Annotated in this window: 20 protein-coding genes; 10 read left to right on the top strand and 10 right to left on the bottom strand. The window is 74.3% G+C overall.

All coding sequences use genetic code 11. The features are described 5' to 3' along the window. The first annotated feature begins 150 nt into the window (after positions 1-150). The 6 genes from ACIQVI_RS30455 to ACIQVI_RS30480 all read left to right on the top strand — a co-directional run bounded on the left by ACIQVI_RS30455 (position 151) and on the right by ACIQVI_RS30480 (position 9,363). Entirely contained in the window at positions 151-3,288 is a 3,138-nt protein-coding gene (locus tag ACIQVI_RS30455; RefSeq protein WP_403601712.1) for an SCO5717 family growth-regulating ATPase, read from the top strand. 192 nt (positions 3,289-3,480) lie between these two features. Then, positions 3,481-5,328, top strand: a complete 1,848-nt coding sequence (locus ACIQVI_RS30460; RefSeq protein WP_403601938.1) for an ABC transporter substrate-binding protein — start codon at positions 3,481-3,483, stop codon at positions 5,326-5,328. 3 nt (positions 5,329-5,331) lie between these two features. Further along, positions 5,332-6,393 (top strand): ABC transporter permease, encoded by a 1,062-nt coding sequence (locus tag ACIQVI_RS30465; protein WP_403601715.1) that lies wholly within the window; start codon positions 5,332-5,334, stop codon positions 6,391-6,393. Beyond that, positions 6,390-7,364, top strand: coding sequence for an ABC transporter permease (locus tag ACIQVI_RS30470; protein WP_351973434.1), 975 nt, complete (start codon positions 6,390-6,392; stop codon positions 7,362-7,364). Before ACIQVI_RS30465 ends, ACIQVI_RS30470 begins: the two co-directional genes overlap by 4 nt. After that, positions 7,361-8,326, top strand: coding sequence for an ABC transporter ATP-binding protein (locus ACIQVI_RS30475; protein WP_351973435.1), 966 nt, complete (start codon positions 7,361-7,363; stop codon positions 8,324-8,326). The genes ACIQVI_RS30470 and ACIQVI_RS30475 overlap by 4 nt, the downstream gene beginning before the upstream one ends. Continuing rightward, the gene (locus ACIQVI_RS30480) at positions 8,323-9,363 is read left to right on the top strand and encodes an ABC transporter ATP-binding protein (protein ID WP_403601719.1); all 1,041 of its coding nucleotides are present in this window, start codon (positions 8,323-8,325) and stop codon (positions 9,361-9,363) included. The genes ACIQVI_RS30475 and ACIQVI_RS30480 overlap by 4 nt, the downstream gene beginning before the upstream one ends. Positions 9,364-9,376: 13 nt before the next feature. Here the strand turns inward: ACIQVI_RS30480 and ACIQVI_RS30485 are convergent, their stop codons facing one another. The 9 genes from ACIQVI_RS30485 to rimP all read right to left on the bottom strand — a co-directional run bounded on the left by ACIQVI_RS30485 (position 9,377) and on the right by rimP (position 21,247). Then, the gene (locus tag ACIQVI_RS30485) at positions 9,377-10,345 is read right to left on the bottom strand and encodes a bifunctional riboflavin kinase/FAD synthetase (protein ID WP_161371341.1); all 969 of its coding nucleotides are present in this window, start codon (positions 10,343-10,345) and stop codon (positions 9,377-9,379) included. 31 nt (positions 10,346-10,376) lie between these two features. Further along, positions 10,377-14,147, bottom strand: a complete 3,771-nt coding sequence (locus ACIQVI_RS30490; protein ID WP_403601722.1) for a trypsin-like peptidase domain-containing protein — start codon at positions 14,145-14,147, stop codon at positions 10,377-10,379. Between the two features lie 205 nt (positions 14,148-14,352). Beyond that, positions 14,353-15,252, bottom strand: a complete 900-nt coding sequence (gene truB, locus ACIQVI_RS30495; protein WP_403601725.1) for a tRNA pseudouridine(55) synthase TruB — start codon at positions 15,250-15,252, stop codon at positions 14,353-14,355. Continuing rightward, positions 15,249-15,689, bottom strand: a complete 441-nt coding sequence (gene rbfA / locus ACIQVI_RS30500) for a 30S ribosome-binding factor RbfA (protein ID WP_053643343.1) — start codon at positions 15,687-15,689, stop codon at positions 15,249-15,251. The genes truB and rbfA overlap by 4 nt, the downstream gene beginning before the upstream one ends. A gap of 29 nt (positions 15,690-15,718) precedes the next feature. Then, positions 15,719-16,012: a DUF503 domain-containing protein gene (locus ACIQVI_RS30505; protein WP_030217805.1), complete on the bottom strand. Its 294-nt coding sequence runs from the start codon at positions 16,010-16,012 to the stop codon at positions 15,719-15,721. Between the two features lie 148 nt (positions 16,013-16,160). After that, entirely contained in the window at positions 16,161-19,244 is a 3,084-nt protein-coding gene (infB, locus tag ACIQVI_RS30510; protein WP_403601730.1) for a translation initiation factor IF-2, read from the bottom strand. Between the two features lie 145 nt (positions 19,245-19,389). Continuing rightward, a complete protein-coding gene (locus ACIQVI_RS30515) occupies positions 19,390-19,671 on the bottom strand; it encodes a YlxR family protein (protein ID WP_078489512.1) in 282 nt (93 codons plus the stop codon). A gap of 74 nt (positions 19,672-19,745) precedes the next feature. After that, complete coding sequence (nusA, locus tag ACIQVI_RS30520) at positions 19,746-20,747, bottom strand: transcription termination factor NusA (RefSeq protein ID WP_121833982.1); 1,002 nt, start codon at positions 20,745-20,747, stop codon at positions 19,746-19,748. 2 nt (positions 20,748-20,749) lie between these two features. Continuing rightward, the gene (gene rimP / locus ACIQVI_RS30525; RefSeq protein ID WP_351972357.1) at positions 20,750-21,247 is read right to left on the bottom strand and encodes a ribosome maturation factor RimP; all 498 of its coding nucleotides are present in this window, start codon (positions 21,245-21,247) and stop codon (positions 20,750-20,752) included. A gap of 185 nt (positions 21,248-21,432) precedes the next feature. Here rimP and ACIQVI_RS30530 point away from each other — a divergent pair, with 185 nt between their 5' ends. The 4 genes from ACIQVI_RS30530 to ACIQVI_RS30545 all read left to right on the top strand — a co-directional run bounded on the left by ACIQVI_RS30530 (position 21,433) and on the right by ACIQVI_RS30545 (position 24,364). Further along, on the top strand, positions 21,433-21,984 hold the full coding sequence (locus tag ACIQVI_RS30530; protein ID WP_351972358.1) for a hypothetical protein: 552 nt from the start codon (positions 21,433-21,435) through the stop codon (positions 21,982-21,984). Next, positions 21,981-22,397 (top strand): ferritin-like domain-containing protein, encoded by a 417-nt coding sequence (locus tag ACIQVI_RS30535; RefSeq protein WP_351972359.1) that lies wholly within the window; start codon positions 21,981-21,983, stop codon positions 22,395-22,397. Before ACIQVI_RS30530 ends, ACIQVI_RS30535 begins: the two co-directional genes overlap by 4 nt. Positions 22,398-22,429: 32 nt before the next feature. Then, positions 22,430-23,326, top strand: coding sequence for an aminoglycoside phosphotransferase family protein (locus ACIQVI_RS30540; protein ID WP_351972360.1), 897 nt, complete (start codon positions 22,430-22,432; stop codon positions 23,324-23,326). Between the two features lie 120 nt (positions 23,327-23,446). Further along, positions 23,447-24,364 carry a slipin family protein gene (locus ACIQVI_RS30545; protein WP_403601736.1) on the top strand — a complete coding sequence of 306 codons (918 nt, stop codon included), beginning with the start codon at positions 23,447-23,449 and terminating at the stop codon, positions 24,362-24,364. Positions 24,365-24,423: 59 nt separating this feature from the next. Here the strand turns inward: ACIQVI_RS30545 and ACIQVI_RS30550 are convergent, their stop codons facing one another. Beyond that, on the bottom strand, positions 24,424-26,124 hold the full coding sequence (locus ACIQVI_RS30550) for a proline--tRNA ligase (RefSeq protein WP_403601739.1): 1,701 nt from the start codon (positions 26,122-26,124) through the stop codon (positions 24,424-24,426). Positions 26,125-26,164 lie beyond the last annotated feature (40 nt).

The following is a 26,164-nucleotide window of genomic DNA, read 5'->3' on the forward strand; positions in this document are numbered from 1 at the left end:
GGCGCGGGCGATTAGGCTGGGTCGGGGCACGGCAGGAGAACCCTCGGACCCGTCCGCCGTGCTCCAGGGGGAGAGCCGGGCCCATCGGAAGTGAACGGTGGCCCCCACCCACGACGGCACAAGGGTGCTCGACCACACCAGGAGGCAAGAGTGAGCGGCGATCGGGACGACATCCACGGGGGCTGGAACCCTCCTGCCGACGATTCCGACGTGGACCCCGTGGAGCTCACGGGCGAGTTCACCATCGACTACACGCCGCCCGCCTGGTACGCGCAGAGCGCGTCGGGCGAAGCCTCCGGCGCGGTCGCCGGACAGCAGTATCCGCCGCCGCCGACGGGCGCGCCGGTCGCCGTGCCCGGCCTGCCCGCCGGAAGCGGCTTCCAGCCGAACCCGCCGGCCGTTCCCGTGCCGCCCGCCACCATGCCGGCCGCCCCGGCCCCGCCCCCGCCGGTCGAAGCGTCCTCGCAGCCCTTCGGCGGCGGCGATCTGGAGAGCGGCGCGACCATGCGGTTCTCCCCCGTGACGATGCGGCGGGAAATGGAGGAGATCGCGGAGCGCGCGGCGGCGGCGCGGGCCGCGTCGGCGGACGGCGGGGACGGGACCCCGGCGGATTCTCCGGACGCGGGCTCCGCGCCGACGGCGTCGGCGGCACCGTCGGCGGGTCCGGCCGCCGAGCCGTCGCCCGGTGCCGGTGCCGGTTCGGGTGGCGGTTCCGGTTCCGGTTCCGTTGGTACGGACGACCGGCCCGAGGCCGACACGACCCCCGACGCGGTACGGGAGGAGCCGGCCGATGACGCCGTCGCTCCGTCCGGACAGGTCTCCGGGGACGGCGAGGGCACGACGGCCCCGGCGGACCGGGACGACGAGGACGTGACGGACTCCGCCCCGGGCGAGGCCCGCGACGAGGCCGGCCCGGCCGCCGACGACGCTTCCCCCGATGCCGCTTCCGTCGAGGGCGTTTCCGTCGAGGGGGTTTCCTCACCTGTCGGCACTTCCTCCGAGGGCACCCCGCCCGGCGGTACTTCCTCCGGTGGCGCCCCCGCCGAGAGCGCCCCGGCGCCCGAGGCCCCTCCGGCGCCCGGCCCGCAGCCCGGGGTCGCGCCCGGACTGCCCCCGCTGCCGCCGTCGTTCCAGCCCGCCGCGCCCGCGCCCGCGCAGCAGTGGCCCGCGCCGCCGGTCGCCGGGGCCCAGCCGGTGCCCCCGGCCGCGCCGCTGCCGCCCACCGCCCCCTGGCCGTCGCCCGCGGCAGCGCCCGCCGCGCCGCCCGGCCCCGTGCCGCCGCAGGCCCAGGAACCCGGCGGGTACGGCTACCCGCAGGCCCCGCAGCCTCCCCAGGCACCCCAGCACCCGGCCCCGCAGGGCGGTTACGGCTTCCCGCACCCCGGGACTCCCCCGCAGCAGCCCGGTTACGGCTATCCGCAGCAGCCCGGCGGCGTGCCGCCGCAGGCCCAGGAGCAGGGCGGATACGGCTACCCGCACCCCGGCGCCGTACCCGCGCAGGCTCCCCAGGCCCAGCCCCAGGCCCCTGCGCAGCCGCAGCAGCCGCAGTCCCCGTCCCCCTACGACGCGCAGCAGCCCGTCGACCCCCGGACCGGTGCCGCCTGGCCCTCGCCCGTGACGCACGACCAGCGCGAGCGGTCCGTGCCGGGCGCCCCGCTCGGCTACAACGCGGCCGTCGAGCTCTCCTCCGACCGACTGCTCCGCAACAACAAGCAGAAGCCCAAGTCCAGCCGCACCCCCGGCGCCGCCTCCCGCTTCAAGATCGGCGGCAAGAAGGAGGAGGCGGAGCGGCAGCGGAAGCTGGACCTGATCCGGACGCCGGTCCTCTCCTGCTACCGGATCGCGGTCATCTCGCTCAAGGGCGGCGTCGGCAAGACCACGACGACCACCGCGCTCGGCGCGACCCTGGCGACCGAGCGGCAGGACAAGATCCTGGCGATCGACGCCAACCCGGACGCCGGCACCCTCGGCCGCCGGGTGCGGCGCGAGACCGGGGCGACCATCCGCGACCTGGTGCAGGCGATCCCGTACCTCAACTCGTACATGGACATCCGCCGGTTCACCTCGCAGGCGCCCTCGGGTCTGGAGATCCTCGCCAACGACGTGGACCCGGCCGTCTCGACGACCTTCAACGACGAGGACTACCGGCGGGCGATCGACGTCCTGGGCAAGCAGTACCCGATCATCCTCACCGACTCGGGCACGGGCCTGCTCTACAGCGCGATGCGCGGGGTGCTCGACCTCGCCGACCAGCTCATCATCATCTCGACCCCCTCCGTGGACGGCGCCTCCAGCGCGTCGACCACCCTGGACTGGCTCTCCGCGCACGGCTACGCGGACCTGGTGCAGCGCTCCATCACCGTCATCTCCGGCGTCCGCGAGACCGGCAAGATGATCAAGGTCGAGGACATCGTGCAGCACTTCCAGACCCGCTGCCGCGGGGTCGTGGTCGTGCCCTTCGACGAGCACCTGGCGGCCGGCGCCGAGGTCGACCTCGACATGATGCGGCCGAAGACCCGCGAGGCGTACTTCCACCTGTCGGCGATGGTGGCCGAGGACTTCGTACGGGCGCAGCAGGCGCAGGGCCTGTGGACCGGCGACGGCCAGGGGGCGGTGCCTCCGCACATGGCCCCGCCGATGCCCGGCCAACCGGGCCCGGGGCAGCCGTACCCCGGACAGCCGTACGCGGGACAGCCCGTCCCCGGTCAGCCTGTTCCCGGTCAGCCGTACGCGGGACAGCCGGTCCCCGGTCAGTTCACGCAGGGACAGCCTGAAGCACACGGCCGGCCCGGACAGCACGGCCAGCCGCTCCCCGGACAGTTCCCCCCGGGGCAGTTCGCGCCCGGTCAGCCCTCCCCCGGTCAGCCGTACACCCCCCAGGCGCCCCAGCCCGGCCAGCCCTATCCCCCGCAGGCGTACCCGGCGCCGGGACAGGGCCCCGGCCCGATGCCCGGTCAGTTCGCCCCGGCCCAGCCGAACCCCGGCCAGCACGTACCCGGTCAGCCGAACCCCGGTCAGCCCGTACCCGCACAGACCCCGCCCGGCCACCCCGCACCCGGTCAGCCGTACGCGCCCCAGGCGCCGTACCCCGGTCAGCCCTACCCGGCGCATTCCGGACAGCCCGGCGTTCCCGGCGTGCCCCCGGCCTGGCAGCAGCAGCAGGCCCCGGCGCAGGCCCCGGCGCAGGCTCCGTCGCAGGAGCTTCCCGAGCGGCACGCCGGACAGCCGCTGCCCCCGCAGGCCGGCCCGCAGGCCCCTCCGCAGGCGCCGCCAGCCCCTCAGCAGTAGGGCTTCACAGGAGTAGACCAATGAGGCTCCGTATCGGTCATCCGATACGGAGCCTCTTGGCGTTCCCGCAGTCCACAAGGGGTTTGAGTCATCGTTGACGACGGCAGACCACCGCTGATACACCTTCGCTTCACTCACCGTCAGCCCAAGATCCACGACAGAAACTCCGACGCGAGGTCACGTCCCATGGTCATGGTCACGAAGGTTCCACCCCGTCCCGCGCCCGCGCGCAGAGCCCGCGGAGCCCTCCGGCTCCTGCTCGCCTCCGGCGTCGCCGCCACCTCGCTCGTCGTCGTCCCCGGCACCGCGCAGGCGGAGGACGGGAAGTCCGGAGGCACCACCCTCACGGTGGCGGTCTCGCAGAGCATCGACTCGCTGAGCCCGTTCCTCGCCCAGAAGCTCACCTCGACGAGCATCCACCGCCTGGCCTACGAGTACCTGACGAACTACGACCCGAAGGACGCCCGTACGGTCCCGGGTCTGGCGACCGCGTGGAAGCCCTCGCCCGACAAGCTGACGTGGACGTACACGATCCGCGGGGACTCGTTCTGGTCGGACGGGACGCAGGCCACCGCCGCGGACGCGGCCTGGACCTTCAACAAGATGATGACCGACCCGAACGCCGCCACCGCCAACGGCAGCTTCACGGCCAACTTCGAGAAGGTCACCGCGCCCGACCCGCAGACCCTCGTCGTCAAGCTGAAGAAGCCCCAGGCGACGATGACCGCGCTCGACGTGCCGATCGTGCCGAAGCACGTCTGGGAGAAGGTCGGCGACTTCTCGAAGTTCAACAACGACCAGCAGTTCCCCATCGTGGGCAACGGGCCCTTCGTCATCACCGACTACAAGGTCGACCAGTACATCAAGCTCAAGCCGAACAAGAAGTTCTGGCGGGGCGCCCCCAAGTTCGACGAGCTGGTCTTCAAGTACTACAAGGACGGGGACGCCGCCGTCGCCGCCCTCCAGAAGGGCGAGGTGTCCTTCGTACCGAACCTGACGCCGGCCCAGGCCGACGCGCTGAAGACCCAGAAGAACGTCAAGGTCAACGACGCCCCCGGCCGCCGCTTCTTCGCCCTCGCCACCAACCCGGGCGCCCGGGCGCAGGACGGCAGGACCTTCGGCAACGGGCACAAGGCGCTGCTCGACCCGGCGGTGCGCAAGGCGCTCTTCCTCGCGGTCGACCGCGCCACCCTCGTCGACAAGGTCTTCCAGGGCCACGCCGTCGAGGGCGAGGGATACATCCCGCCCCGCTTCGGCTCGTACTTCTGGCGGCCCGACGGGGACCAGAAGCGGACGTACGACCCGGAGGAGGCGGCCAGGGTCCTCGACGCCGCCGGGTACCGGAAGAACGCCGACGGCAAGCGGGCGGGCAAGGACGGGAAGCCGCTGGACTTCCGGATCCTCTGCCACGCCACCGACCCCAACGACAAGGCGGTCGGCAAGTACCTCCAGGAGTGGTGGGGCGAGCTCGGCATCGGCCTGGAGGTCGAGTGTCTGGACAGCGTCTCGGACCCGTGGGTGAAGGGCGACTACGACCTCGCCTTCGACGGCTGGTCGGTCAACCCCGACCCGGACTACGTCCTCTCCATCCACACCTGCGGCGCCCTCCCGGCCACCCCGAAGGACAGCGGGGCCACCGACAACTTCATCTGCGACAAGGAGTTCGACGGGCTCTACGCGCAGCAGGCGGTGGAGTACGACACGGCCAAGCGGGCGGATCTGGTGAAGCGGATGCAGTCCCGCCTGTACGACACGGGGTACATGAACGTCATGGCCTATCCGAACGCCCTGGAGGCGTACCGCACGGACCAGATCGCGTCCATCACGACCATGCCCGAGGCAGCCGGGAACCTGTGGGGCCAGGACGGCTACTGGAGCTGGTGGTCGGCCGTCCCCGCGGCCTCCGCCTCCGGCGGGTCCGAGAGCGGCGGCTCCTCCACCGGGGTGATCGTCGGCATCGGCGCGGCCGTGGTGGTCGTGGTCGGCCTCGGCGTCCTGCTCGGTCTGCGCCGCCGGTCCACCGCCGACGACCGCGAGTAGTCCGTGACGACGACCAGCACCCCCGCCGACGTGGTGCGGGCCGACCCGGCCCGCACCACGGACGGCGCGTCCCGCACCGGCGCCGCCTCCGGTTACCTCCGCCACGCGGCGGGGAAGCTGGGCGGCGCGCTCGTCTCGCTCTTCGCCGTGCTCGTCACCAGCTTCTTCCTGTTCCGGATCATCCCCGGGGACCCGGTGAAGGCGATGACCCACGGCCTGCCCACCTCGGCCGAGCAACTGGCGACGCTGAGAAGGCAGTTCGGGCTCGACCTGCCGCTCTGGCAGCAGTTCACCGACTACTGCGCGAAGGCCCTGACGGGCGACCTCGGCACCTCGTTCCAGTTCCGCGCCCCCGTCGGGGAGCTGATCTGGGAGAAGCTCCCGGCGACGCTGCTGCTCACCGGGGTCGCCGTGGTGATCTACTCGGCGCTCGGGCTGTGGCTCGGCACCCGCTCGGCCTGGCGCCACGGCGGCCTCGGGGACAAGCTGAACACCGGGGTCGCGCTGACCCTGTGGTCGGTGCCGTCCTTCTGGCTCGGGCTGCTCCTCATCATCGTCTTCTCCGTCGGCGCGGGCCCGGTCCCGGGGCTCTTCCCGACCGGCGGCATGGAGTCGGGCACGGGCGAGACCGGCTTCGCGTACGTCCTGGACGTCGCCCACCACCTGGTCCTGCCGGTGGTGACCCTGGTGGCGGTCGGCTACGCGCAGACGCTGCTCGTGATGCGCTCCTCGCTCCTGGACGAGATGGGCGGCGACTACCTGACGACGGCGCGGGCCAAGGGGCTGCGCGACGACGCCGTGCGCCGCAAGCACGCCGTGCCGAACGCGCTGCTCCCGACCGTGACCATGATCTTCATCAATCTGGGCCACGTGGCGGCGGGCTCGATCCTGGTGGAGACGGTGTTCTCCTGGCCGGGGCTCGGCGGGCTCTTCTACCAGGCGCTCAGTGTGCCCGACCTGCCGCTCGTGCAGGGCCTGTTCGTGGTCTTCGCCGGAGCGATGATCCTGATGAACCTGCTCGCCGACCTGCTCTATCCGCTGCTCGATCCCCGGGTGGGCCGATGACCTCCTCCACGACCTCCGCGACGCCCGCGCCGGAGCCCCTGGAACCCCCTCCCGCCGTCCCGGAACCCGCGCGGAAGCCGCCCTCGGCGGCCTCCCTCGCCCGGCAGCGCCGCAAGGCCTCGGCGGTCCGCTTCTGGAAGCGGTACCGCACCCACCGGGCCGGCCTCTACGGTCTCGCCGGGCTCGTCCTGATCGCCCTGCTCGCGCTCGCCGCCCCGCTGCTCGTCGGCGCCGACGTGCAGTCGGTGACGGCGGCGCCGGGCACGGCCCTGGAGTCCCCGAGCGCCGAGTTCCCGCTCGGCACCGACCAGTTCGGGCGCTCGCTGCTCGGGCTGCTGATCTGGGGCGCGCGGATCTCGCTGCTCGTCGGCCTGCTCGCGGCGGCCCTCTCGGTCGCCATCGGCACCCTGGTGGGGGTCGTCGCCGGGCACTACGGCGGCTGGTTCTCGACCGTCGTCATGCGGATCACCGACTGGTTCCTGGTGATGCCGACGCTCGTCCTGGCGATCGTGCTCGCCACCGTCATGTCCCGCTCGATGTGGACGGTGGTCCTGGCCATCGGGGTGACCTCGTGGCCGACCACCGCCCGTCTGGTGCGGGCGCAGACCATCGCGGTGGAGTCCCGTCCGTACATCGAGCGGGCGACCGCGCTCGGCGGCGGCCACCGGCACGTCATGACCCGGCACGTGCTGCCGAACGTGATGCCGCTGGTCCTCGCGCAGACCACGCTCGGCATCTCGACCGCCATCCTCACCGAGGCCACCCTCGCCTTCCTCGGCCTGGGCGACCCGACGGTGGTCTCCTGGGGCGGGATGCTCCAGGACGCCCGGGAGGCCGGCGCGGTCTCCTCCGGGCACTGGTGGTACCTGGCCCCGCCCGGGATCGCGATCGCCCTGGTGGCGCTCGCCTTCACGCTGTGCGGCCGGGCCGTCGAGTCCGTGCTCAACCCGAAGCTGGGGGTGGGGCGATGAGCCTCCTGGAAGTACGCGGCCTCAGGGTGACGTACGGCTCGGGCCCGGCGGCCGTGCCCGCCGTGCGCGGGGTCGACCTGACCCTGGAGGCGGGCACCAAGCTGGGCGTGGCCGGGGAGTCCGGCTGCGGCAAGTCCACGCTCGCGCTCGCGCTGCTCCGGCTGCTCCCGGCGTCGGCGCGCCTGGAGGGCGAGATCCTGCTCGACGGCGAGGACGTCCTCGCGATGTCGTGGGGACGGCTGCGGGCCGTGCGCTGGGCGGGCGCGTCGATCGTCTTCCAGGGCGCGATGCACTCGCTGAACGCGGTGCACCGGATCGGGGACCAGATCGCGGAGCCGCTGCTGGTGCACGGCCGGGCGACCCCGGCGGCGGCCCGCAAGCGGGTCGGCGAGCTGCTCGACCACGTCGGCCTGCCCGCCGCCCGCGCCGCCGCCTATCCGCACGAGCTGTCCGGCGGGCAGCGGCAGCGCGTGATGATCGCGATGGCGCTCGCCTGCGACCCCCGGCTGATCGTCGCGGACGAGCCGACGACCGCCCTGGACGTGATGATCCAGGCGCAGATCCTGCGCCTGATCGAGGGCCTGGTCGCCGAGCAGTCCATCAGCCTCCTGATGATCAGCCACGACCTGGCGGTCCTCGCCGACACCTGCGACCGGCTCGCCGTGATGTACGCGGGCCGGGTCGTCGAGGAGGGCCCGGCGCGGGAGGTGTACGAGGCGGCCGCGCACCCCTACGGGCGGGCGCTGTCCTCGGCGTTCCCGCGCATCGGGGACCTTGCCTCCCGGCGGGCGCCGCGCGGCCTGCCGGGCGATCCGCCGGACCCGGCCGACCTGCCGGGCGGCTGCACCTTCCACCCGCGCTGTCCGGTGGCGCTCGACGCCTGCGGGGACCTCGACCAGGAACTGCGGGAGGCGGGCGCGGGGCGCCGGGCCGCCTGCGTGCACGTGGGGAGCGCTTCATGAGTACGGACACCACCGCGCGCCCGGAGACGGCGACCGGGGCGCTGCTCTCGGCCCGGGACCTGCGCGTGGTCTTCCCCGGACGCCGGGGCGCGCCGCCCGCGCGGGCGGTGGACGGGGTGGACCTGGACGTCGGCGCGGGCGAGATCGTGGCCCTCGTCGGGGAGTCGGGCTGCGGCAAGACGACCCTGGCCCGCTCGCTGCTCGGCCTGGTCCGGCCCACCTCGGGCACGGTCGCCTTCGACGGGGAGCCGCTCGCGTACTCCTCCGGGGCGCTGAAGTCGTACCGGAAGCGGGCGCAGCTGGTCCTCCAGGACCCGAGCGGTTCGCTGAACCCCCGGCACACGGTGTACGACGCGGTGGCGGAGGGGCTGCGGATCCACGGGTACGCGGGGGACGAGCGGGCCGCCGTCGCCGGGGCCCTCGCGCGGGCCGGGCTGCGTCCGCCGGAGCGCTTCTTCCTGCGCTACCCGCACGAGCTGTCCGGCGGGCAGCGGCAGCGGGTGGTCATCGCGGGCGCGCTGGTCCTGGAGCCCGAACTGATCGTCGCGGACGAGCCGGTGGCCTCCCTGGACGCGTCCGTACGGGGCGAGATCCTGGCGCTGCTGCTGCGGCTGCGCGACGAACTGGGCCTGTCGGCGCTCGTGGTGACGCACGACCTGGGCCTCGCGTGGAACATCGCGGACCGGGTGGCGGTGATGTACCTGGGCCGGGTCGTGGAGACGGGCCCGGTGGAGTCCGTCCTGACGAATCCTCAGCATCCTTACACGCGGGCGCTGTTGTCGGTGCTCCCGGAGTCCGAGGGGGCGCCGGTGGTGCTGACCGGGGAGCCCCCGGACCCGTCGCGGATCCCCTCGGGGTGCCGCTTCCACGTCCGCTGCCAGGTCCTCGCCTCGGGCGCGGCGGCGGAGGTCGCGGACCGCTGCCGGGGCGAGGACCTGCCGGTCCTGCCCGGCGGCGGGGCGGGCGCGGTGGCCTGCCACTGGGCGGGGCGGGAGAAGGCGGGACGGGGGCCGTCGGGGCGGGGGAAGGCGGACTGACCGCCCCGGCGGGTCAGGCCCGCTCCGGGTGCTCCCGGTCGTACTCCCCGGTCAGCTCGCGGCAGCGCTCCACGTCGCCCGCCATCGCCCGGAGCAGGTCGTCCAGGGTGTCGAACTTGAGCATCCCGCGCACGTACGCCAGGAAGTCGACGGCCACGTGCAGCCCGTACAGGTCGAGTCCCTCGCGGTCGATCGCGTACGCCTCGACGGTCCGTTCGGTGCCGTCGAACTGCGGGTTCGTGCCGACCGAGATGGCCGCCGGCATCCGCTCGCCGGCGGCCGTCAGCCAGCCCGCGTAGACGCCGTCGGCCGGGATCGCGGTGTGCGGCAGGGTCTCGACGTTGGCGGTCGGGAAGCCGAGCTCGCGGCCGCGCTGGGCGCCGCGGACCACGACGCCCTCGACGCGGTGCGGGCGGCCGAGGATCTCGGCGGCCCCGGCCATGTCGCCCTCGGCGACCAGGCGGCGGGTGAGGGTGGAGGAGAAGGGCTCGCCGCCGCCCGCGCTGCCGCTGACGTACAGGTCGACGACCTCGACCTCGTAGTCGTAGGTGGCGCCGAGCTCGGCGAGGAAGGCGACGTTTCCGGCGGCCCGGTGGCCGAAGCGGAAGTTGGGGCCCTCGATGACGGCCCGGGCGTGCAGCTTGTCGACGAGCACCTTGACGATGAAGTCGGCCGGGGAGAGCTGGGAGAACTCGGCGGTGAACGGCAGCACGAGCACCGCGTCCACGCCGAGCCCGGCCATCAGCTCGGCGCGCCGGTGGTGGGGGGCGAGCAGCGGCGGGTGGCTGCCGGGCCGCACGACCTCGGAGGGGTGCGGGTCGAAGGTGACCACGACGGAGGGGACGCCGAGCTCGCGGGCTCGCTCGACGGCGCGTCCGACGATCAGCTGGTGCCCTCGGTGCACCCCGTCGTAGGAGCCGATGGTGACGACGCTGCGCCCCCAGTCCTGGGGGATGTCCTCCAAACCACGCCAGCGCTGCACTGTGACCGCTCCTCGTCCGCCTGTTCGCCGATTAAGCAGGTCTAAGACTGCCATGCCCACGCCCGTCGGCACGCATCGGCATGGGAGTGCCGGGGCCGCGCAGCGCGTCGAGGGTCGCGATGCCGAGCAGCGGCGCCCAGTCGCCGGGGGCGGCGACGATCCAGCCGCAGAGGAGTTCGGTGAAGAAGGGCCGCTCGTCGACGAGGGCGGCGAGGAGCCGGTCGAGCCGTGCGGCGCCCTCGGGGGTGCGGACGCACAGGAGGCCGGCCCGGTGGGTGAGCCGCCGGGTGCGGGCCCCGCCGTTCCGCTCGGCCTCCCCGGCGGCGGCCGTCAGGAGCACCTCCGGGACGGAGGGCTCCCCGTCCCCGGCCCCGTCCCCCTCGTGTTCCTCCTGCTCCAGGAGTACGTCGAGCAGCTCGTCGCGCAGGTGGCGGGAGGCGCCGGTGCCGGGGGCGGCCAGCACGGGGGCGAGGGCGCGGCGGAGGAGGACGGACCGGTCGCGGATCAGGTCGCGGGTCAGGGGGAAGAGGACCGCCCTGGCCCCGGGTCCGGCTTCGAGGCGCCGGTCCACGAAGGCGGCCACGGGGAGGGCGTCCCCGGGGTGGCGGAGGGCGTGGTCGCGGACGAGGGCGGCGGCGCGGCGGGCGAGGGCGGGCGCGTCGACCCCGGCGAGGGCCGCGAGGATCGCGGCCGGGTCCCCGCCGGGGGCGTCGAGCCGGGTCCGCAAGGCGTCGAGGACCTGCTCGGGGTGGGTGGCGAGGGCCTCGACGAGGGCGTCCACGGGGACGCCGGGCTCGGTCGCGGCGCGGGGCAGGTGGCGGCCGCGGCTCTCCGGGTCGCGGATCAGGAGGCCGAGGGCGGCGCCGTGCAGGGCCCGGTCGGCGGGGCGGGCGAGGAGGGCGAGGGCCGCGTAGCGCAGCAGCTCGCGGTCGGCGGGGGCGGTGGCGCGGCCGGTGACCAGCCGTCCGTACGCGGCGGCCGCGGCGCGGCGCTCCGGGCGCCCGTCGTCGTGGGCCCAGCGGTCGACGGCCCGGCAGAGGGCGGAGGTCTCGTCCCGGGCGAGCGTGGCGAGGAGGGCCTCGGCGAGGGGGTGGGCGGTGGCGACGAGCACCTCGCACAGGTCGTCGACGGCGAGCGCCCGGTGGGCGTGCAGGAGGGCCTGGGCGGCGGTGGCGACGGTGGCGTGCGGGGCGGCGGGCAGCGGCCGGGCGTCGCCGAACCAGCGGCACAGGAGCGGCTGGACGCCCCGGGGGTCTGCCGCGAGCAGTTCCGCGACCGTGCCGAACCAGCGGTCCTCGCCCGGCGGGTCGGCGGTGACCAGCCGCCGGAGCAGGTCGATCCGCTCGTCCTCCCCGACGGCGAGGCCCCGCCAGAAGTCCGGCCCGAAGGCGGCGAAGGCGGGGCGGCGGCCCGGGCGGGCACCGATCCGGTCGGCGAGCAGCCGCAGGACGGGCAGGCAGGGCCGGGGGTCCGGCACCCGGCGCAGGCTCTCCCCGAGGAGCCGCGCGGCCCACCAGGCCCCGTCCCCGTCCTCCCCGGCGTCCGCGAACCGCGCGAGCGCCTCGACGAGCCCGGCGAGCCGGGGCACGAACCCGCCCGCACCCCGCTCCCCGTACTCCAGGAGCAGCGCCTGGAGCACGGGCCCGATCCGGTGCCGGGGGACGGGGGGCGCCTCGGGGGCGGGGTCGCCGGGGGCGGCCGGGGCAGTGGGGGCGGCCGGGGCGGTGCTTCCGGGGACGGGCCCGGAGTCCGGGGCGGTGCTCGCCGGTGCGGGGCCTGGGCCCGGGGCGGGGTCCCCCGGTGCGGGCCCGAGGTCCAGGGCGGTGCTCCCGGGCAGCGACCCGGCGCCTGGGCCGGTGCTCACGGGCCCGGGGGGCAAGCCAGTGCTTCCGGGCACGTGCCAGAGGCCCCCGGCGGGGTTGCCGGGCGCGGTCCCGAGGCCCGGGCCCGTGCTCCCGGGCGCGCGTCCCGGACCCGGCGCGGGGTTCCCGAGTACGGCCCCCGGGTCCGTGGACGCGCCGGGTGCGGGGGCGTTCTCGTGGTGGGTGTGGACCAGGGCGTGGAGGGCCGTGTCCAGGTCGAGGTGGGCGGCCTGGAGCCAGTCGGCGAGTTCCTCGTGGGCGAAGCGGTAGCCGGAGCCCGCCGGGACGAGGAGGCCCTCGGTGAGGACGGCCGGGGCCCAGCCCTCCCGCCAGGGGAACAGCTCCTCGAAGGAGGCCCGGTCGAGGACGCCGTGGCCGGGGCCGAGGCACCGGCGGGCCGCCTCGTGGACCCGGCCGGTCACGCGCGCGGCGAGCCGGCGGACGGCGGTCCCCCGGACCAGGGGCCGGGTCCCGGCGGCGATCCGGACGGCGGTCCGCAGGCACATCAGGTCGAGGTGGGCGGTGAAGATCTCCTCGCGGCGGGGCCGCCCCGGCACCTCGCCGGGCAGCGCGGCCCGGACCTCGGCCAGCAGCCGCAGGGCAAGCGGGTGCCGGGCGTCCGCCTCGGCGAGGTCCGTCCCGCGGAGCCCGTACCCCTCGCGCACGGCCCGCGCCTCCGCCTCGGTGTACGGGCCGAGGACGACGGCCGGCGGGAGTCCGCTCCCGTTGTGCCCGGTCGCGGGGCGGTGCAGGGCCTCCGGGCCGTAGAGGGCGCCCGCCCGCTCCCAGTGCTCGGGGCGGCAGGCGGTGGCGAGCCGGGCGCCGTGGGCGCGGAGCCACCGCTCGGTGGCCGCGGTCCAGGCGGGGAGCCGGTGGGCGAGGAGCGGGGGCATCTCCTCGGGGCCGTCGAGGACGACCAGGAGCGGCCGGCCGGCCTCCCGGGCGAGGGCGGCGGCCCGCTCGGGGGTGGCGGTGGTGGTGTCGCCGAGGGCCCCGGAAGCGGCGACGATGCGGCCGGCCTGGTCCAGGGCGCGGCCGACGGCGTCGGCGAGGGAGTGGTCCTCGGCCCGCAGGTCGGCGCCGCGCAGCCGGACGGTGGGGGCCGGGGCCTCCCCCCGGGCGCGGCGGTCGCAGAGCGCGGCGAGGGCGGTGGTGCGGCCGCTGCCGGGGGTGCCGACCAGGGCGAGGACGGGGGCGTCCCCGGCGGCGAAGCGGTCGAGTTCGCGGGCGCAGTCGGCGCGCTCGACGGGCTCGGGCCAGGGGCCGGGGTCCCGTACGGGGCCGGTGGAGGTGGCGGTGAGCTCCAGGATCCCGGCGAGGTTGAGGTCGGGGCCGTAGGCGGGGACGGTGGCGGCGTTGCGCCGCAGCAGGGCGGTGAGCGGGCCGTCGGGGCGGAGCGGGACCGCGTATCCGGCGGCCCTGCGGCCGCCGTGCAGGGCGGTGCCGAGGACGGCGAGGACGGTGCCGGTGGCGGTGTCGAGGACGGGGCTCCCCGCGGCCCGGCCGCCGCGCCGGAGCGCCTCGGCGCCCTCGGTGCCGATGGCGAGTTCGAGGGCCTCGTCGAGGTCGTGGAAGCGGTCGGCGGCGGTGTACGTGACGGTGGCGGGGCCGAGGACGCGCGCCTCGCGCCAGCCGTGGGCCTCGATCCGGACGTAGGTGCCGGGCTCGATCTCGGGGCGGGTCGCGAGCGGCAGGGGGCGGACGCCGAGCCCTTCGCTGCGGACGAGGGCGAGCCCGCTCTCGGGCAGGGCGGTGACGGCCCCGGCCTCGGCGAGCCAGCTGCGGTCGCCGGGCGCGCGCAGCAGGACGCGGCTGAGCCCGTCGACGGCTTCGTGGCTGGTGACGACCGTTCCGTGGTGGTCGGCGAGGAATCCGGTGCCGCGCGTCCGGCCCGCCTGATCGCAGATCCGCACCAGCGTCGCCAGGTCCCCGCGTCCCATGGTGACGACGGTAGGCGGCCCGCGATCGCACGACGGCGCGCGAGGGCGAACGCGCCCCCTCGCACTCCCCCTTTCGCTCCGAGCGCCTCCCCGGTGGAGTGAATTTCCGTGACTTTCGCGGACAGGGTGCCGTGGGGGAACGAGAGTAGGGCGGGTACGCGCGCGCGTACCCGCCCCACTCCTGGGCCCGGGGCCCGTCGGCTCCTCAGCCGAAGACGGCCAGGCTCTTCGCCTTGCCCCGCTGGTCCTCGACCAGCGCGAGCAGCTTCCCCTCCGGCCCGAAGACCGCGACGGGGCCCTTCGGGTACTCCGGCATCTCCAGGCGGACGCCGTTGAGCAGCAGCCGGGCCCGCTTCTCGTCGACGTCCCAGCGGGGGAACGCCGCCGAGGCCGCGTCCGCGACCGGCATGACCGTCAGCTCCTCCTGGAGCTGGTCCAGGGTCCTGGCCGAGTCCAGCTTGTACGGGCCGACCCGGGTGCGGCGCAGCGCGGTCAGATGGCCGCCCACGCCGAGCCCGGCGCCCAGGTCACGGGCGAGCGCCCGGATGTACGTACCGGAGGAGCAGACCACCGAGACGACCAGGTCGACCACGGGGGTGCCGTCCTCGGCGACGGCCTCGCGGACGTCGTACACGTGGAAGGAGGAGACGGTGACCGGGCGGGCCGGGATCTCGAACTCCTCGCCGCCGCGCACGCGCGCGTACGACCGCTTGCCGTCGATCTTGATCGCGGAGACCTTCGACGGCACCTGCATGATGGCGCCGGTCAGCTCCGCGACTCCGGCGTCGATCCGCTCGCGGGTGACCTTCGACGCGTCGACCGACGCCGTGATCTCGCCCTCGGCGTCGTCGGTGATCGTGCTCTGGCCCAGGCGGACGGTGCCCAGGTACTCCTTCTCGGTCAGCGCGAGGTGGCCGAGGAGTTTGGTCGCCCGCTCCACGCCGAGGACGAGGACGCCCGTGGCCATGGGGTCGAGCGTTCCGGCGTGGCCGACGCGGCGGGTCTTCGCGATCCCGCGCATCTTGGCCACGACGTCGTGCGAAGTGAAGCCCGACGGCTTGTCGACGATGACAAGGCCGTCGGGCGTGGGGGCTGCGTTGCTCATTCGGCGGCTTCGTCCTCGCCCGGCTTCTTGTAGGGGTCGGCGTCGCCCGCGAAACCGGCGCCCGAGGACGCCTCCCGCACCTGGGCGTCGGAGGCCCGCGCCTTGTCGAGGAGGTCCTCGATGGTGCGCGCGTTCTCCGGGAGGGCGTCGGCCACGAAGGTCAGCGTCGGGGTGAACTTGGTCCCCGCGGCCCGGCCCACGGCCGAACGGAGGACGCCCTTGGCGCTCTCCAGGCCGGCGGCGGCGCTCGCCCGCTCCTCGTCGTCGCCGTAGACCGTGTAGAAGACCGTGGCCTCCCGCAGGTCACCGGTGACGCGGGTGTCCGTGATGGTCACGTGCGTACCCAGGCGGGGGTCCTTGATGCCGCGCTGCAGCTTCTCGGCGACCACCTCCCGGATGAGGTCCGCCAGCTTCTTCGCCCGCGCGTTGTCGGCCACTGGTCCTTCTCCTTCTTCGCCTTGCTCGATCAGTCTTCATCAGTGTGGAGCCTGCGGCGCACCGACAGCAGCTCCACCTCCGGCCGGGCGGCGACGAGCCGCTCGCACCGGTCCAGCACGTCGCTGAGGTGTCCCGGGTCCCCCGTCACCATCGCGACGCCGATCTCGGCCCGCCGGTGGAGGTCCTGGCCGCCGACCTCCGCCGCGCTCACCGCGAACTTGCGCTGGAGCTCGGCGACGATCGGCCTGACGACGGAGCGCTTCTCCTTCAGCGACCGTACGTCGCCCAGGAGCAGATCGAAGGACAGTGTCCCCACGTACATGTGTGTCCGGATGTCCCGCCGGTTCGGGTTCGGTGCTCCCGCCGACCACTCGGCGGGGACACCGGAAACGCTACACGCAACGGCCGGGGCCGATCGACGGAATACTTTCCGCCGACCGGCCCCGGCTCACTGCTGCGATCGGACGCGATCAGGCGCGCGGCTTCTCGCGCATCTCGTACGTCGCGATGACGTCGTCGATCTTGATGTCGTTGAAGTTTCCGAGGTTGATACCGCCCTCGAAGCCTTCGCGGATCTCGGTGACGTCGTCCTTGAAGCGGCGCAGACCGTGGATCGTGAGGTCCTCGGCGATGACCTTGCCGTCGCGGACGAGGCGCGCCTTGGTGTTGCGCTTGACCTCGCCGGAGCGGATGAGGACACCGGCGATGTTGCCCAGCTTGGACGAGCGGAAGACCTCGCGGATCTCCGCCGTACCGAGCTCGACCTCTTCGTACTCCGGCTTGAGGAGGCCCTTGAGCGCCGCCTCGATCTCCTCGATCGCCTGGTAGATGACCGAGTAGTACCGGACGTCGACGCCCTCGCGCTCCGCCATCTGCGCGGCACGGCCGGCCGCGCGGACGTTGTAGCCGATGACGATGGCGTCGGAGCCCATGGCCAGGTCGATGTCCGACTCCGTGACCGCACCCACACCGCGGTGCAGGACGCGGATGTCGACCTCTTCGCCGACGTCGAGCTGGAGCAGCGAGGCCTCCAGGGCCTCGACCGCACCGGACGCGTCGCCCTTGATGATGAGGTTGAGTTCCTGGACGAGACCGGCCTTGAGCACCTTGTCGAGGTCCTCGAGGGACACCCGGCGGACGCGCTTGGCGAAGGCCGCGTTGCGCTCGCGCGCCGCGCGCTTCTCGGCGATCTGACGCGCCGTACGGTCCTCGTCGACCACCAGGAGGTTGTCGCCGGCACCCGGCACGTTGGTGAGACCGAGCACCAGGACGGGAGTCGACGGGGCCGCCTCCTCGACGTTGTTGCCCTTGTCGTCGAGCATCGCCCGGACGCGGCCGTACGCGTCGCCGACCACCACGGTGTCGCCGATGCGCAGCGTTCCGCGCTGGACCAGGACGGTCGAGACCGCACCGCGGCCGCGGTCGAGGTGGGACTCGATCGCGATGCCCTGCGCGTCCTGGTTCGGGTTGGCCCGCAGGTCGAGCGAGGCGTCGGCGGTGAGGACGACGGCCTCGAGCAGGGAGTCGATGTGCAGACCCTGCTTGGCGGAGATGTCGACGAACATCGTGTCGCCGCCGTACTCCTCGGCCACCAGACCGAACTCGGTCAGCTGACCGCGGACCTTGGTCGGGTCCGCGCCCTCGACGTCGATCTTGTTGACCGCGACGACGATCGGGACGCCGGCGGCCTTGGCGTGGTTGAGCGCCTCGATCGTCTGCGGCATGACGCCGTCGTTGGCCGCGACCACGAGGATCGCGATGTCGGTCGACTTCGCACCACGGGCACGCATGGCGGTGAACGCCTCGTGACCCGGGGTGTCGATGAAGGTGATGCGACGCTCTTCGCCGTTGACCTCGGTGCCCACCTGGTAGGCGCCGATGTGCTGGGTGATGCCACCGGCCTCGCCCGCGACGACGTTCGTCTTGCGGATCGCGTCGAGCAGTCGGGTCTTTCCGTGGTCGACGTGACCCATGACGGTGACGACCGGCGGACGGGAGACCAGGGCCTCTTCGCCGCCCTCGTCCTCGCCGAACTCGATGTCGAAGGACTCGAGGAGCTCGCGGTCCTCCTCCTCGGGGCTGACGATCTGAACGGTGTAGTTCATCTCGTCGCCGAGCATCTGCAGCGTGTCGTCGGAGACGGACTGCGTGGCCGTGACCATCTCGCCGAGGTTCATCATCACCGCGACGAGCGACGCCGGGTTGGCGCCGATCTTCTCGGCGAAGTCGGTGAGGGACGCACCGCGCGACAGGCGGATGACCTCGCCGCCACCGCGGGGAAGCATCACGCCGCCCACGGACGGGGCCTGCATGGCCTCGTACTCCTGGCGCCTCTGACGCTTCGACTTGCGACCGCGACGCGCGGGACCGCCGGGACGGCCGAAGGCGCCCTGCGTGCCACCACGGCCACCGGGACCACCGGGACGACCGCCGAAGCCGCCGGGACGACCGCCGAAGCCGCCGCCACCGCCGGGACCACCCGGACGACCGCCGCCGCCACCGGGACCACCGGGACGGCCGGCGAAGCCGCCGCCGCCACCGCCGGGACCGGCCGGACGACCGGCGAAGCCGGGACGACCGCCGCCGCCACCGCCGGGACCACCCGGACGGCCGCCGGGGCCACCGGGACCACGACCGCCGGGGCCGGGACGCGGGCCGGCAGCGGGACGCTGCGGCATCATGCCCGGGTTCGGACGGTTGCCGCCGGGCGCGCCGCCCGGACGGGGAGCCTGCGGACGGGGCATACCGCCCGGGGTCGGACGGGCGCCGCCCTGACCCTGCGGACGCGGGGCGCCGCCGGGGCCGCCCTGCGGACGCGGGGCGCCCGGAACGGCACCGGGGCCGCCGGGACGCGGGGCACCGCCACCGGGACGCGGCGACTGCGGACGCGCCATGCCGGTGGAGCCGCCCGAGGTGAACGGGTTGTTGCCCGGACGGGGACCGGCCGGACGGGCACCGCCCGGACGGGGGGCCTGCTGGCCGCCGGGGCGCGGAGCGCCCTGGCCCTGCGGGCGGGGCGCCTGCTGGCCCGGACGGGCGGCCGGGCGGGGGCCCGGGGTCGCGCCGGCGGGACGCTGCTGCTGGGCGGCCGGGGCCGCCGGAGGCGCGGTGAACTCCGGGGTCGTCGGAGCCGGGGAGGCCGGCGCCGGCTTCGGCGCGGCCGGGGGCTTCGGACCCGGAGTGGGACGACCGCCGGCGGGGGCCGGGGTCGAGGGCTTCTCCGCGGCCGCGGGCTTGGGCGCCGGGGTGGGCGCGCCAGGCTTCGGGGCGGCGGGTCGAGCCGTCTGCGCCGGGGACGGCGCGGGGGACGCCTGCGCCGGCTTCGGCGCGGCGGGGGTGGGCGTCGCCTTGCGGGGCGCGCCGGGCTTGGCAGCGGTCTTGCCGGCGTTGCCGCCGGGACCCTGCAAAGCGTCAGTCAACTTGCGCACGACCGGCGCCTCGATCGTCGAGGACGCCGAACGGACGAATTCACCGAGTTCTTGGAGCTTGGCCATGACGACCTTGCTCTCCACGCCGAACTCCTTGGCGAGTTCGTATACCCGGACCTTAGCCACTTCGCTCCTTTGAGGTCCGGTTACCGCCGGACCGTCGCTACTTCATGGGCGTACTCATCGCGTACTCATCGAGTGCTCATCGCAATCTCGACCTACTTCCAACTCGCGAGGTACCTGACCGCACGGTGTTCCGTGCCGTACTTCTTCACTGCTGTGCCGATCGCTCGACGTGGTGGCGGAGTGCCGCGGTGTCGAGCGGGCCCTGGACCCTGAAGGCCCTCGGGAACGCTCGGCGGCGGACCGCCAGATCGAGGCAGACCACGGCGGGGTGCAGGTACGCACCCCGGCCGGGCAGCGTACCGCGATGATCCGGAACGCACTCGTCCTTATTCACCACGATCCGCAGCAGATCGCTCTTGGCCGCTCGCTCCCGGCATCCCACACAGGTTCGCTCAGGGCACACGCGGGCGTGCGTCCGGCCAGACACGATTAAGTCTACCTCCCCGTACCGACCCCGCCCGTTCGGGGCAAGAATCGAACAGTCGTTGGCCAAAAACGGTCTCAGGCCCGGTCGTCCTGGTCCGTCTGCTCGGTGTCCGGACGGATGTCGATCCGCCAGCCGGTGAGCCGGGCGGCGAGGCGGGCGTTCTGGCCCTCCTTGCCGATCGCCAGGGAGAGCTGGTAGTCCGGCACCGTCACCCGGGCCGAGCGGGCGGCCAGGTCGACGATCTCGACCTTGGAGACCCGGGCCGGGGAGAGCGCGTTCGCCACCATCTCGGCCGGGTCGTCCGACCAGTCGACGATGTCGATCTTCTCGCCGAGCAGCTCCGCCATCACGTTGCGGACGCGGCTGCCCATCGGGCCGATGCAGGCGCCCTTGGGGTTCAGGCCCGAACGGGTGGCGCGGACGGCGATCTTGGTGCGGTGGCCGGCCTCGCGGGCGATGGCCGAGATCTCGACCGAGCCGTCCGCGATCTCCGGCACCTCCAGGGCGAAGAGCTTCTTCACCAGGTTGGGGTGGGTGCGCGACAGGGTGACGGAGGGGCCGCGGACGCCCTTGGCGACCCGGACGACGTACGTCCGCAGGCGCAGGCCGTGGGTGTACTCCTCGCCCGGCACCTGCTCCTGGACCGGGAGGATGGCCTCCAGCTTGTCGTCCAGCTTGACCAGGACGTTCTTCGGGTCCTTGCCCTGCTGCACGACACCGGCGACGACGTCGCCCTCGCGGCGCGCGTACTCGCCGAAGGTCACGTCGTTCTCGGCGTCCCGCAGCCGCTGCTGGATCACCTGGCGGGCGGTGCTCGCCGCGATCCGGCCGAAGTCGGAGGGGGTGTCGTCGAAGTCCTTGGGCTCCTGGCCCTCCTCCAGCTCGGAGGGGTCCTCCTTGGCCCAGACGGTCACGTGGCCGGTGTGCCGGTCCAGCTCCACGCGCGCGTGGCGGCGGGCGTCGGGGGTGCGGTGGTAGGCGATGAGGAGGGCCGACTCGATCGCCTCGACCAGCAGGTCGAAGGAGATCTCCTTCTCATGCGCCAAGCCCTTGAGAAGCTTCACGTCGATGTCCACGGCTACGCCTCCTCTTCCTTCTTGTCCTTGCGGTTGAACTCGATCTCGACACGCGCCTTGGAGACGTCGGCGAACTCGACCCGGCGGGCGGTGGGCCTGCGCCCCTTCACGCCCGGCACTTCGAGGTCGAGGCCGTCCTCGTCCACGGCGAGGATCCGGGCGACCAGCTCGCCGTCGTCGGCCAGCTGGAGCCGGACGAGCCGGCCGGTGGCGCGCACGTAGTGGCGGTGCTCGGTGAGGGGGCGGTCGGCGCCGGGGGAACTGACTTCGAGGACGTACTCGCCCTCGCCCATCGCGTCGGTCTCGTCCAGCTTCTCGGAGATCGCGCGGCTCAGCTCGGCGCAGGCGTCCAGCTCCACGCCCTCGTCCGAGTCGACGACGATCCTCAGCAGTCCGCGGCGGCCCGCCCGGGACACCTCGATCTCTTCCAGATCCAGGTCCTTTGCGCGGACGAGCGGCTCGACGAGTCCGCGCAGCCTGTCGCTCTGGGTGGTGCTCATCCGGGTGACTCCTCGGCCGCGTGTGCTGTTGTGTGTCGTCGCGTGTCAGACCAAAGGGTATCCGGTCCGGGAGGGTGTTGCCGTCCATCGCCCGGGGGCCCGCGGGTACGCTCGCCTGCGGTGATCCGAACGGTCTTCCGATGCGTACGGATCCTCGACGGTGGACGGCGGCCGAGGGAGAAGGCGTGACGACGACGGGCAGACGCGCGCTCCTCGCGGCGGGGGCGGCCGCCGGGGCGACGGCCCTGGTGGGCTGTACCTCCGGTGAGGAGGGGCCCCGGCGGCCGAGCGCCGCCGAGCGGGAGGCCGAACGGGTGGCGCGCGCCGAGGCGGCGCTGCGGGCACGCTCGGTGACGGTCGCGCGCGGACTGCTCGAACGGTACGACGCGGTGCTCGCCGCGCACCCCGCCCTGGCGCCCCGGCTGGCCCCGCTGCGGCGCTCGGTGGCGGCGCACGTGAAGGCGCTCGGCGAGGGCGGCACGGGCGCGGTGGAGCCCGCCGCGGCCTCCCCGACGCCCTCCGCCTCCGCGCGCCCCACGCCCTCCCCCGCGCCCGTCCCGGTCGCGTCCGACCCCGCGACGGCGCTCAAGGAGCTGGCGGCGGCCGAGCGGACCTCCTCCGACGGACACGCGGACGCGCTGCTCGCCGCCCCGCCCGAGTACGCCCGGCTGCTCGCCTCGGTGGCGGCCTCGGGCGCCGTCCACGCCTACCTGCTGAGCGAAGGAGCCCGCGCGTGAGCGCCCTCGACGCCACCCAGGCCGCGCTGGCCGCCGAGCACGCGGCCGTGTACGGGTACGGGGCCGTCGGCGGCCGGATCGGCGCGGAGCGCCGGGCGGAGGCCACGGCGGCGTACGAGGCCCACCGGGCCCGCCGGGAGGTGCTGCGCCGCGCGGTGCGGGACCTCGGTGGCGCGCCGGTGGTGGCGGCCGCCGCGTACGCGCTGCCGTTCCGGGTGACGGACCCGGCGGACGCGGTGCGGCTCGCCGCCGTCCTGGAGGACCGGGTGGCGGGCGTCTACTCCGACCTGGTGCGGGCCACCGAGGGCCCGGCCCGGCGGGAGGCGGCCGCCGCGCTCAGGGAGGCGGCGGTACGCGCCGTGCGCTGGCGCGGCGGCGACGTAACCTTTCCTGGGCTCGCCGAGCGGGCCTGAGCCCCGCCCCGACCGAATGGAACAGCGTACGCATGGCTTTCGAACCACCGCAGCGACTCGTCCGGACGCTCGGTGAGACGTACGGGGAGGCCCTCGCGGCCGAGTGGCTCGGGCAGCTGCCGGAGCGGGCGCGGACCGCGCTCGACCGGGGCTCCCTGGAGGCCGGGCGGGTGATGGCCCCCGGCGGGCGGAGCAGCCTGGTGGTGCTCGTCCGGCGGCCCGACGGCTCCCCCGCCGCGCTCAAGGTGGCGCCGCCGTTCGCCCGGCCCGACCGGGAGCGGGAGGCGCTCGCCCACTGGAACGGCTGGGGCGCGGTGCGGCTGCTCGGAGGCACCGGTCAGGAGATCCTGCTCGAACGGCTCCACCCCGAGGTGTCCCTGCGCTCCCTGCCGGAGGCGAAGGCGCTCCTGGAGGCGGCCGGGACCGTGCGGAAGCTGTGGGTCGAGCCCCCGGCGGAGCACGGCTTCGAGTCGGTGGCCGTGCGGACGGCCCGGCAGGCGGAGGCGATGGAGCCGTACCGGTCCGACCCGGTGGCGGGCGGGCTGACGGCGGCGGCGCTCGCGGCGCGCGAGGAGCTGGTGGCCGGGGAGGCCGAGACGGCGCTCCTGCACGGCAACTTCCGGCAGGGCAAGGTCCTGGCCGGCGACCGGGCGCCCTGGCTGGCCGTGGGGCCCGAGCCACTGGTCGGCGAGCGGGCCTACGACCTGGCCCGGCTGGTGCGGGACCGGGTGGAGGACCTGGTGGCGGCCTCGGCGGGCGCCTCGGCGGCCCGGCGGCGGGTGAACAAGCTGGCGGACTCCCTGGACCTGGACCGGGAGCGGCTGCGGGGCTGGACCCTGTTCCGCGCGGTGGAGTCGGGGACGCGGGCGCTGACGGCGGGGCGGCGGCAGGACGCGGAGCTGCTCCTGGAGTTCGCGGGCTGGCTGTAAGGGCGCGGACGGGCTGTTCGCAGACGGACTGTTCACGGGCGGACTGGAGGGGAATACCCCTTTTGTACCGTTCGCCGGGCAGCCGGGCATCGGCGTTCGGCCCGACTCCAGGGGGCCGTGATGATCGAAGAGCTGCTCATGGCGGTGGGCGCCACGGGCGCGGCGGCGGCGGTGTACGCGGGCGCGGCGGCGCGGGTGGTCAAGCAGTACGAGCGCGGGGTCGTCTTCCGTTTCGGCCGGCTGCGCGGCCGGGTGCGCTCCCCCGGGTTCACGATGATCGTTCCGGTGGTCGACCGGATGCACAAGGTGAACATGCAGATCGTCACGATGCCGGTGCCCGCGCAGGAGGGCATCACCCGGGACAACGTGACGGTCCGGGTGGACGCGGTCGTGTACTTCAAGGTGGTCGACCCGGCGGACGCCCTCGTACGGGTGGAGGACTACCGGTTCGCGGTCTCGCAGATGGCGCAGACCTCGCTGCGGTCGATCATCGGCAAGAGCGACCTCGACGACCTGCTGTCCAACCGGGAGAAGCTCAATCAGGGCCTGGAGCTGATGCTCGACAGCCCGGCGATGGGGTGGGGCGTCGCCATCGACCGGGTCGAGATCAAGGACGTGTCGCTGCCGGAGACCATGAAGCGGTCGATGGCCCGGCAGGCGGAGGCGGACCGGGAGCGGCGGGCGCGGGTGATCAACGCGGACGCGGAGCTCCAGGCGTCGAAGAAGCTGTCCGAGGCGGCGGCGATGATGTCCGACCAGCCGGCGGCGCTCCAGCTGCGGCTGCTGCAGACGGTGGTGGCGGTGGCCGCCGAGAAGAACTCCACGCTGGTGCTGCCGTTCCCGGTGGAGCTGCTCCGCTTCCTGGAGCGCGCGACCCCGGACGCCAAGCCGGGCGCGGCGCACACGGCGCACCGGGGCGCGGAGGTGGAGATACCGCCGCTGCTCGGCGACGCGTACCCGAGGAGCCGGGCGGCGGCGGAGGACGCCATCGAGGACCTGACGGGCACGTCGGTGGAGCCCGCGCCCCGGGAGGACTGAGGAACACCGCGACGGCCCCGCCCCCTGCGCAGGGGGCGGGGCCGTCGCGTACGGCGTGATCAGGCGGTCAGGCGGGCGATCGCCTCGTCCACCGTCAGCTCCTCGCGCTCGCCCGTGCGGCGGTCCTTCAGCTCCACGACGCCCTCGCCGGAGCGGCGGCCCGCGACGAGGATCTTCGGGACGCCGATCAGCTCCGCGTCGGTGAACTTGACGCCCGGGGAGACGCCCGCGCGGTCGTCGACCAGGACGCGCAGGCCCGCGGCGGACAGCTTGTCGGAGACCTCCAGGGCCAGCTCGATCTGGAGGGCCTTGCCGGCGGCGACCACGTGGACGTCGGCCGGGGCGACCTCGGCGGGCCAGCACAGGCCCTTCTCGTCGGCGGTCTGCTCGGCGAGCGCGGCCACGGCGCGCGAGACGCCGATGCCGTAGGAGCCCATGGTCACGCGGACCGGCTTGCCGTTCTGGCCGAGGACGTCGAGCTTGAGGGCGTCGGCGTACTTGCGGCCCAGCTGGAAGATGTGGCCGATCTCGATGGCGCGGTCCAGCTTGAGGCCGGTGCCGCACTTCGGGCAGGGGTCGCCCTCCTCGACGACGACCACGTCGACGTACTCGGTGACCTCGAAGTCGCGCCCGGCGACCACGTTCTTCGCGTGGGTGTGCTCCTTGTTGGCACCCGTGATCCAGGCCGTGCCCGGGGCCACGCGCGGGTCCGCGAGGTACGTGACCTTGTCGAGGCCCTGCGGGCCGACGTAGCCGCGCACGAGGTCGGGGCGGGCGGCGAAGTCGGTCTCGGTGACCATCTCGACGGCGGTCGGCGCGAAGTGCGCCTCGACCTTGCCGAGGTCGACCTCGCGGTCGCCGGGGACGCCCACGGCGACGATCTCGCCGTCGACCTTCACCAGGAGGTTCTTGAGGGTGGCGGAGGCCGGGACGCCGAGGGAGGCCGCGAGGGTCTCGATGGTCGGGGTGTCCGGGGTGGGGATCTCCTCGGCGGCGGGCACGGCGGAGCCGTCCACGGCCGTCAGCGCGAAGGAGACCGCCTCGGTGTTGGCGGCGAAGTCGCAGTTCGGGCAGTCGGCGAAGGTGTCCTCGCCGGCCTCGGCCGGGGCGAGGAACTCCTCGGACTTCGAGCCGCCCATCGCGCCCGCCGTGGCGGCGCAGATGCGGTAGTCGAGGCCGAGGCGCTCGAAGACCCGCTGGTAGGCCTGGCGGTGCAGGGCGTACGCGTGGGCGAGGCCCTCGTCCTCGGTGTCGAAGGAGTACGAGTCCTTCATGAGGAACTCGCGGCCGCGCAGGATGCCGGCGCGGGGGCGGGCCTCGTCGCGGAACTTGTTCTGGATCTGGTAGAGGATGACCGGCAGGTCCTTGTAGGAGGACGCCTGGTCCTTCACCAGGAGGGTGAAGATCTCCTCGTGGGTGGGGCCGAGGAGGTAGTCGCCGCCCTTGCGGTCCTGGAGGCGGAAGAGCTCCGCGCCGTACTCGTCCCAGCGGCCGGTCGCGTCGTAGGGCTCGCGGGGCAGCAGGGCCGGCAGGGAGACCTCCTGGGCGCCGATGGCGTCCATCTCCTCGCGGACGATCCGCTCCACGTTGGAGAGGACCTTCTTGCCGAGGGGCAGCCAGCTCCAGATGCCGGCGGCGGTGCGGCGCACGTATCCCGCGCGGACGAGGAGCTTGTGACTGAGGACCTCGGCGTCCGCCGGGTCGTCGCGCAGCGTCTTCGCCATCAACTTCGACATGCGCTGGACCGGTGCGTTGGCCATGGTTCTCGTACTCCTGCCGGGACTGCGGTTGATGGGCCCG

It is taken from the genome of Streptomyces sp. NPDC098101 (assembly GCF_044760185.1).
GTDB lineage: Bacteria > Actinomycetota > Actinomycetes > Streptomycetales > Streptomycetaceae > Streptomyces.

Excerpts from the sequence above, each read along its gene's own strand:
- ACIQVI_RS30460 (WP_403601938.1), top strand. The coding sequence starts at position 3,481 with ATGGTCACGAAGGTTCCACCCCGTCCCGCGCCCGCGCGCAGAGCCCGC.
- ACIQVI_RS30475 (WP_351973435.1), top strand. The coding sequence starts at position 7,361 with ATGAGCCTCCTGGAAGTACGCGGCCTCAGGGTGACGTACGGCTCGGGC.
- ACIQVI_RS30470 (WP_351973434.1), top strand. The coding sequence starts at position 6,390 with ATGACCTCCTCCACGACCTCCGCGACGCCCGCGCCGGAGCCCCTGGAA.
- ACIQVI_RS30540 (WP_351972360.1), top strand. The coding sequence starts at position 22,430 with ATGGCTTTCGAACCACCGCAGCGACTCGTCCGGACGCTCGGTGAGACG.
- ACIQVI_RS30550 (WP_403601739.1), bottom strand. The coding sequence starts at position 26,124 with ATGGCCAACGCACCGGTCCAGCGCATGTCGAAGTTGATGGCGAAGACG.
- ACIQVI_RS30505 (WP_030217805.1), bottom strand. The coding sequence starts at position 16,012 with ATGTACGTGGGGACACTGTCCTTCGATCTGCTCCTGGGCGACGTACGG.
- ACIQVI_RS30490 (WP_403601722.1), bottom strand. The coding sequence starts at position 14,147 with ATGGGACGCGGGGACCTGGCGACGCTGGTGCGGATCTGCGATCAGGCG.
- ACIQVI_RS30545 (WP_403601736.1), top strand. The coding sequence starts at position 23,447 with ATGATCGAAGAGCTGCTCATGGCGGTGGGCGCCACGGGCGCGGCGGCG.
- ACIQVI_RS30480 (WP_403601719.1), top strand. The coding sequence starts at position 8,323 with ATGAGTACGGACACCACCGCGCGCCCGGAGACGGCGACCGGGGCGCTG.
- rimP (WP_351972357.1), bottom strand. The coding sequence starts at position 21,247 with ATGAGCACCACCCAGAGCGACAGGCTGCGCGGACTCGTCGAGCCGCTC.
- truB (WP_403601725.1), bottom strand. The coding sequence starts at position 15,252 with ATGAGCAACGCAGCCCCCACGCCCGACGGCCTTGTCATCGTCGACAAG.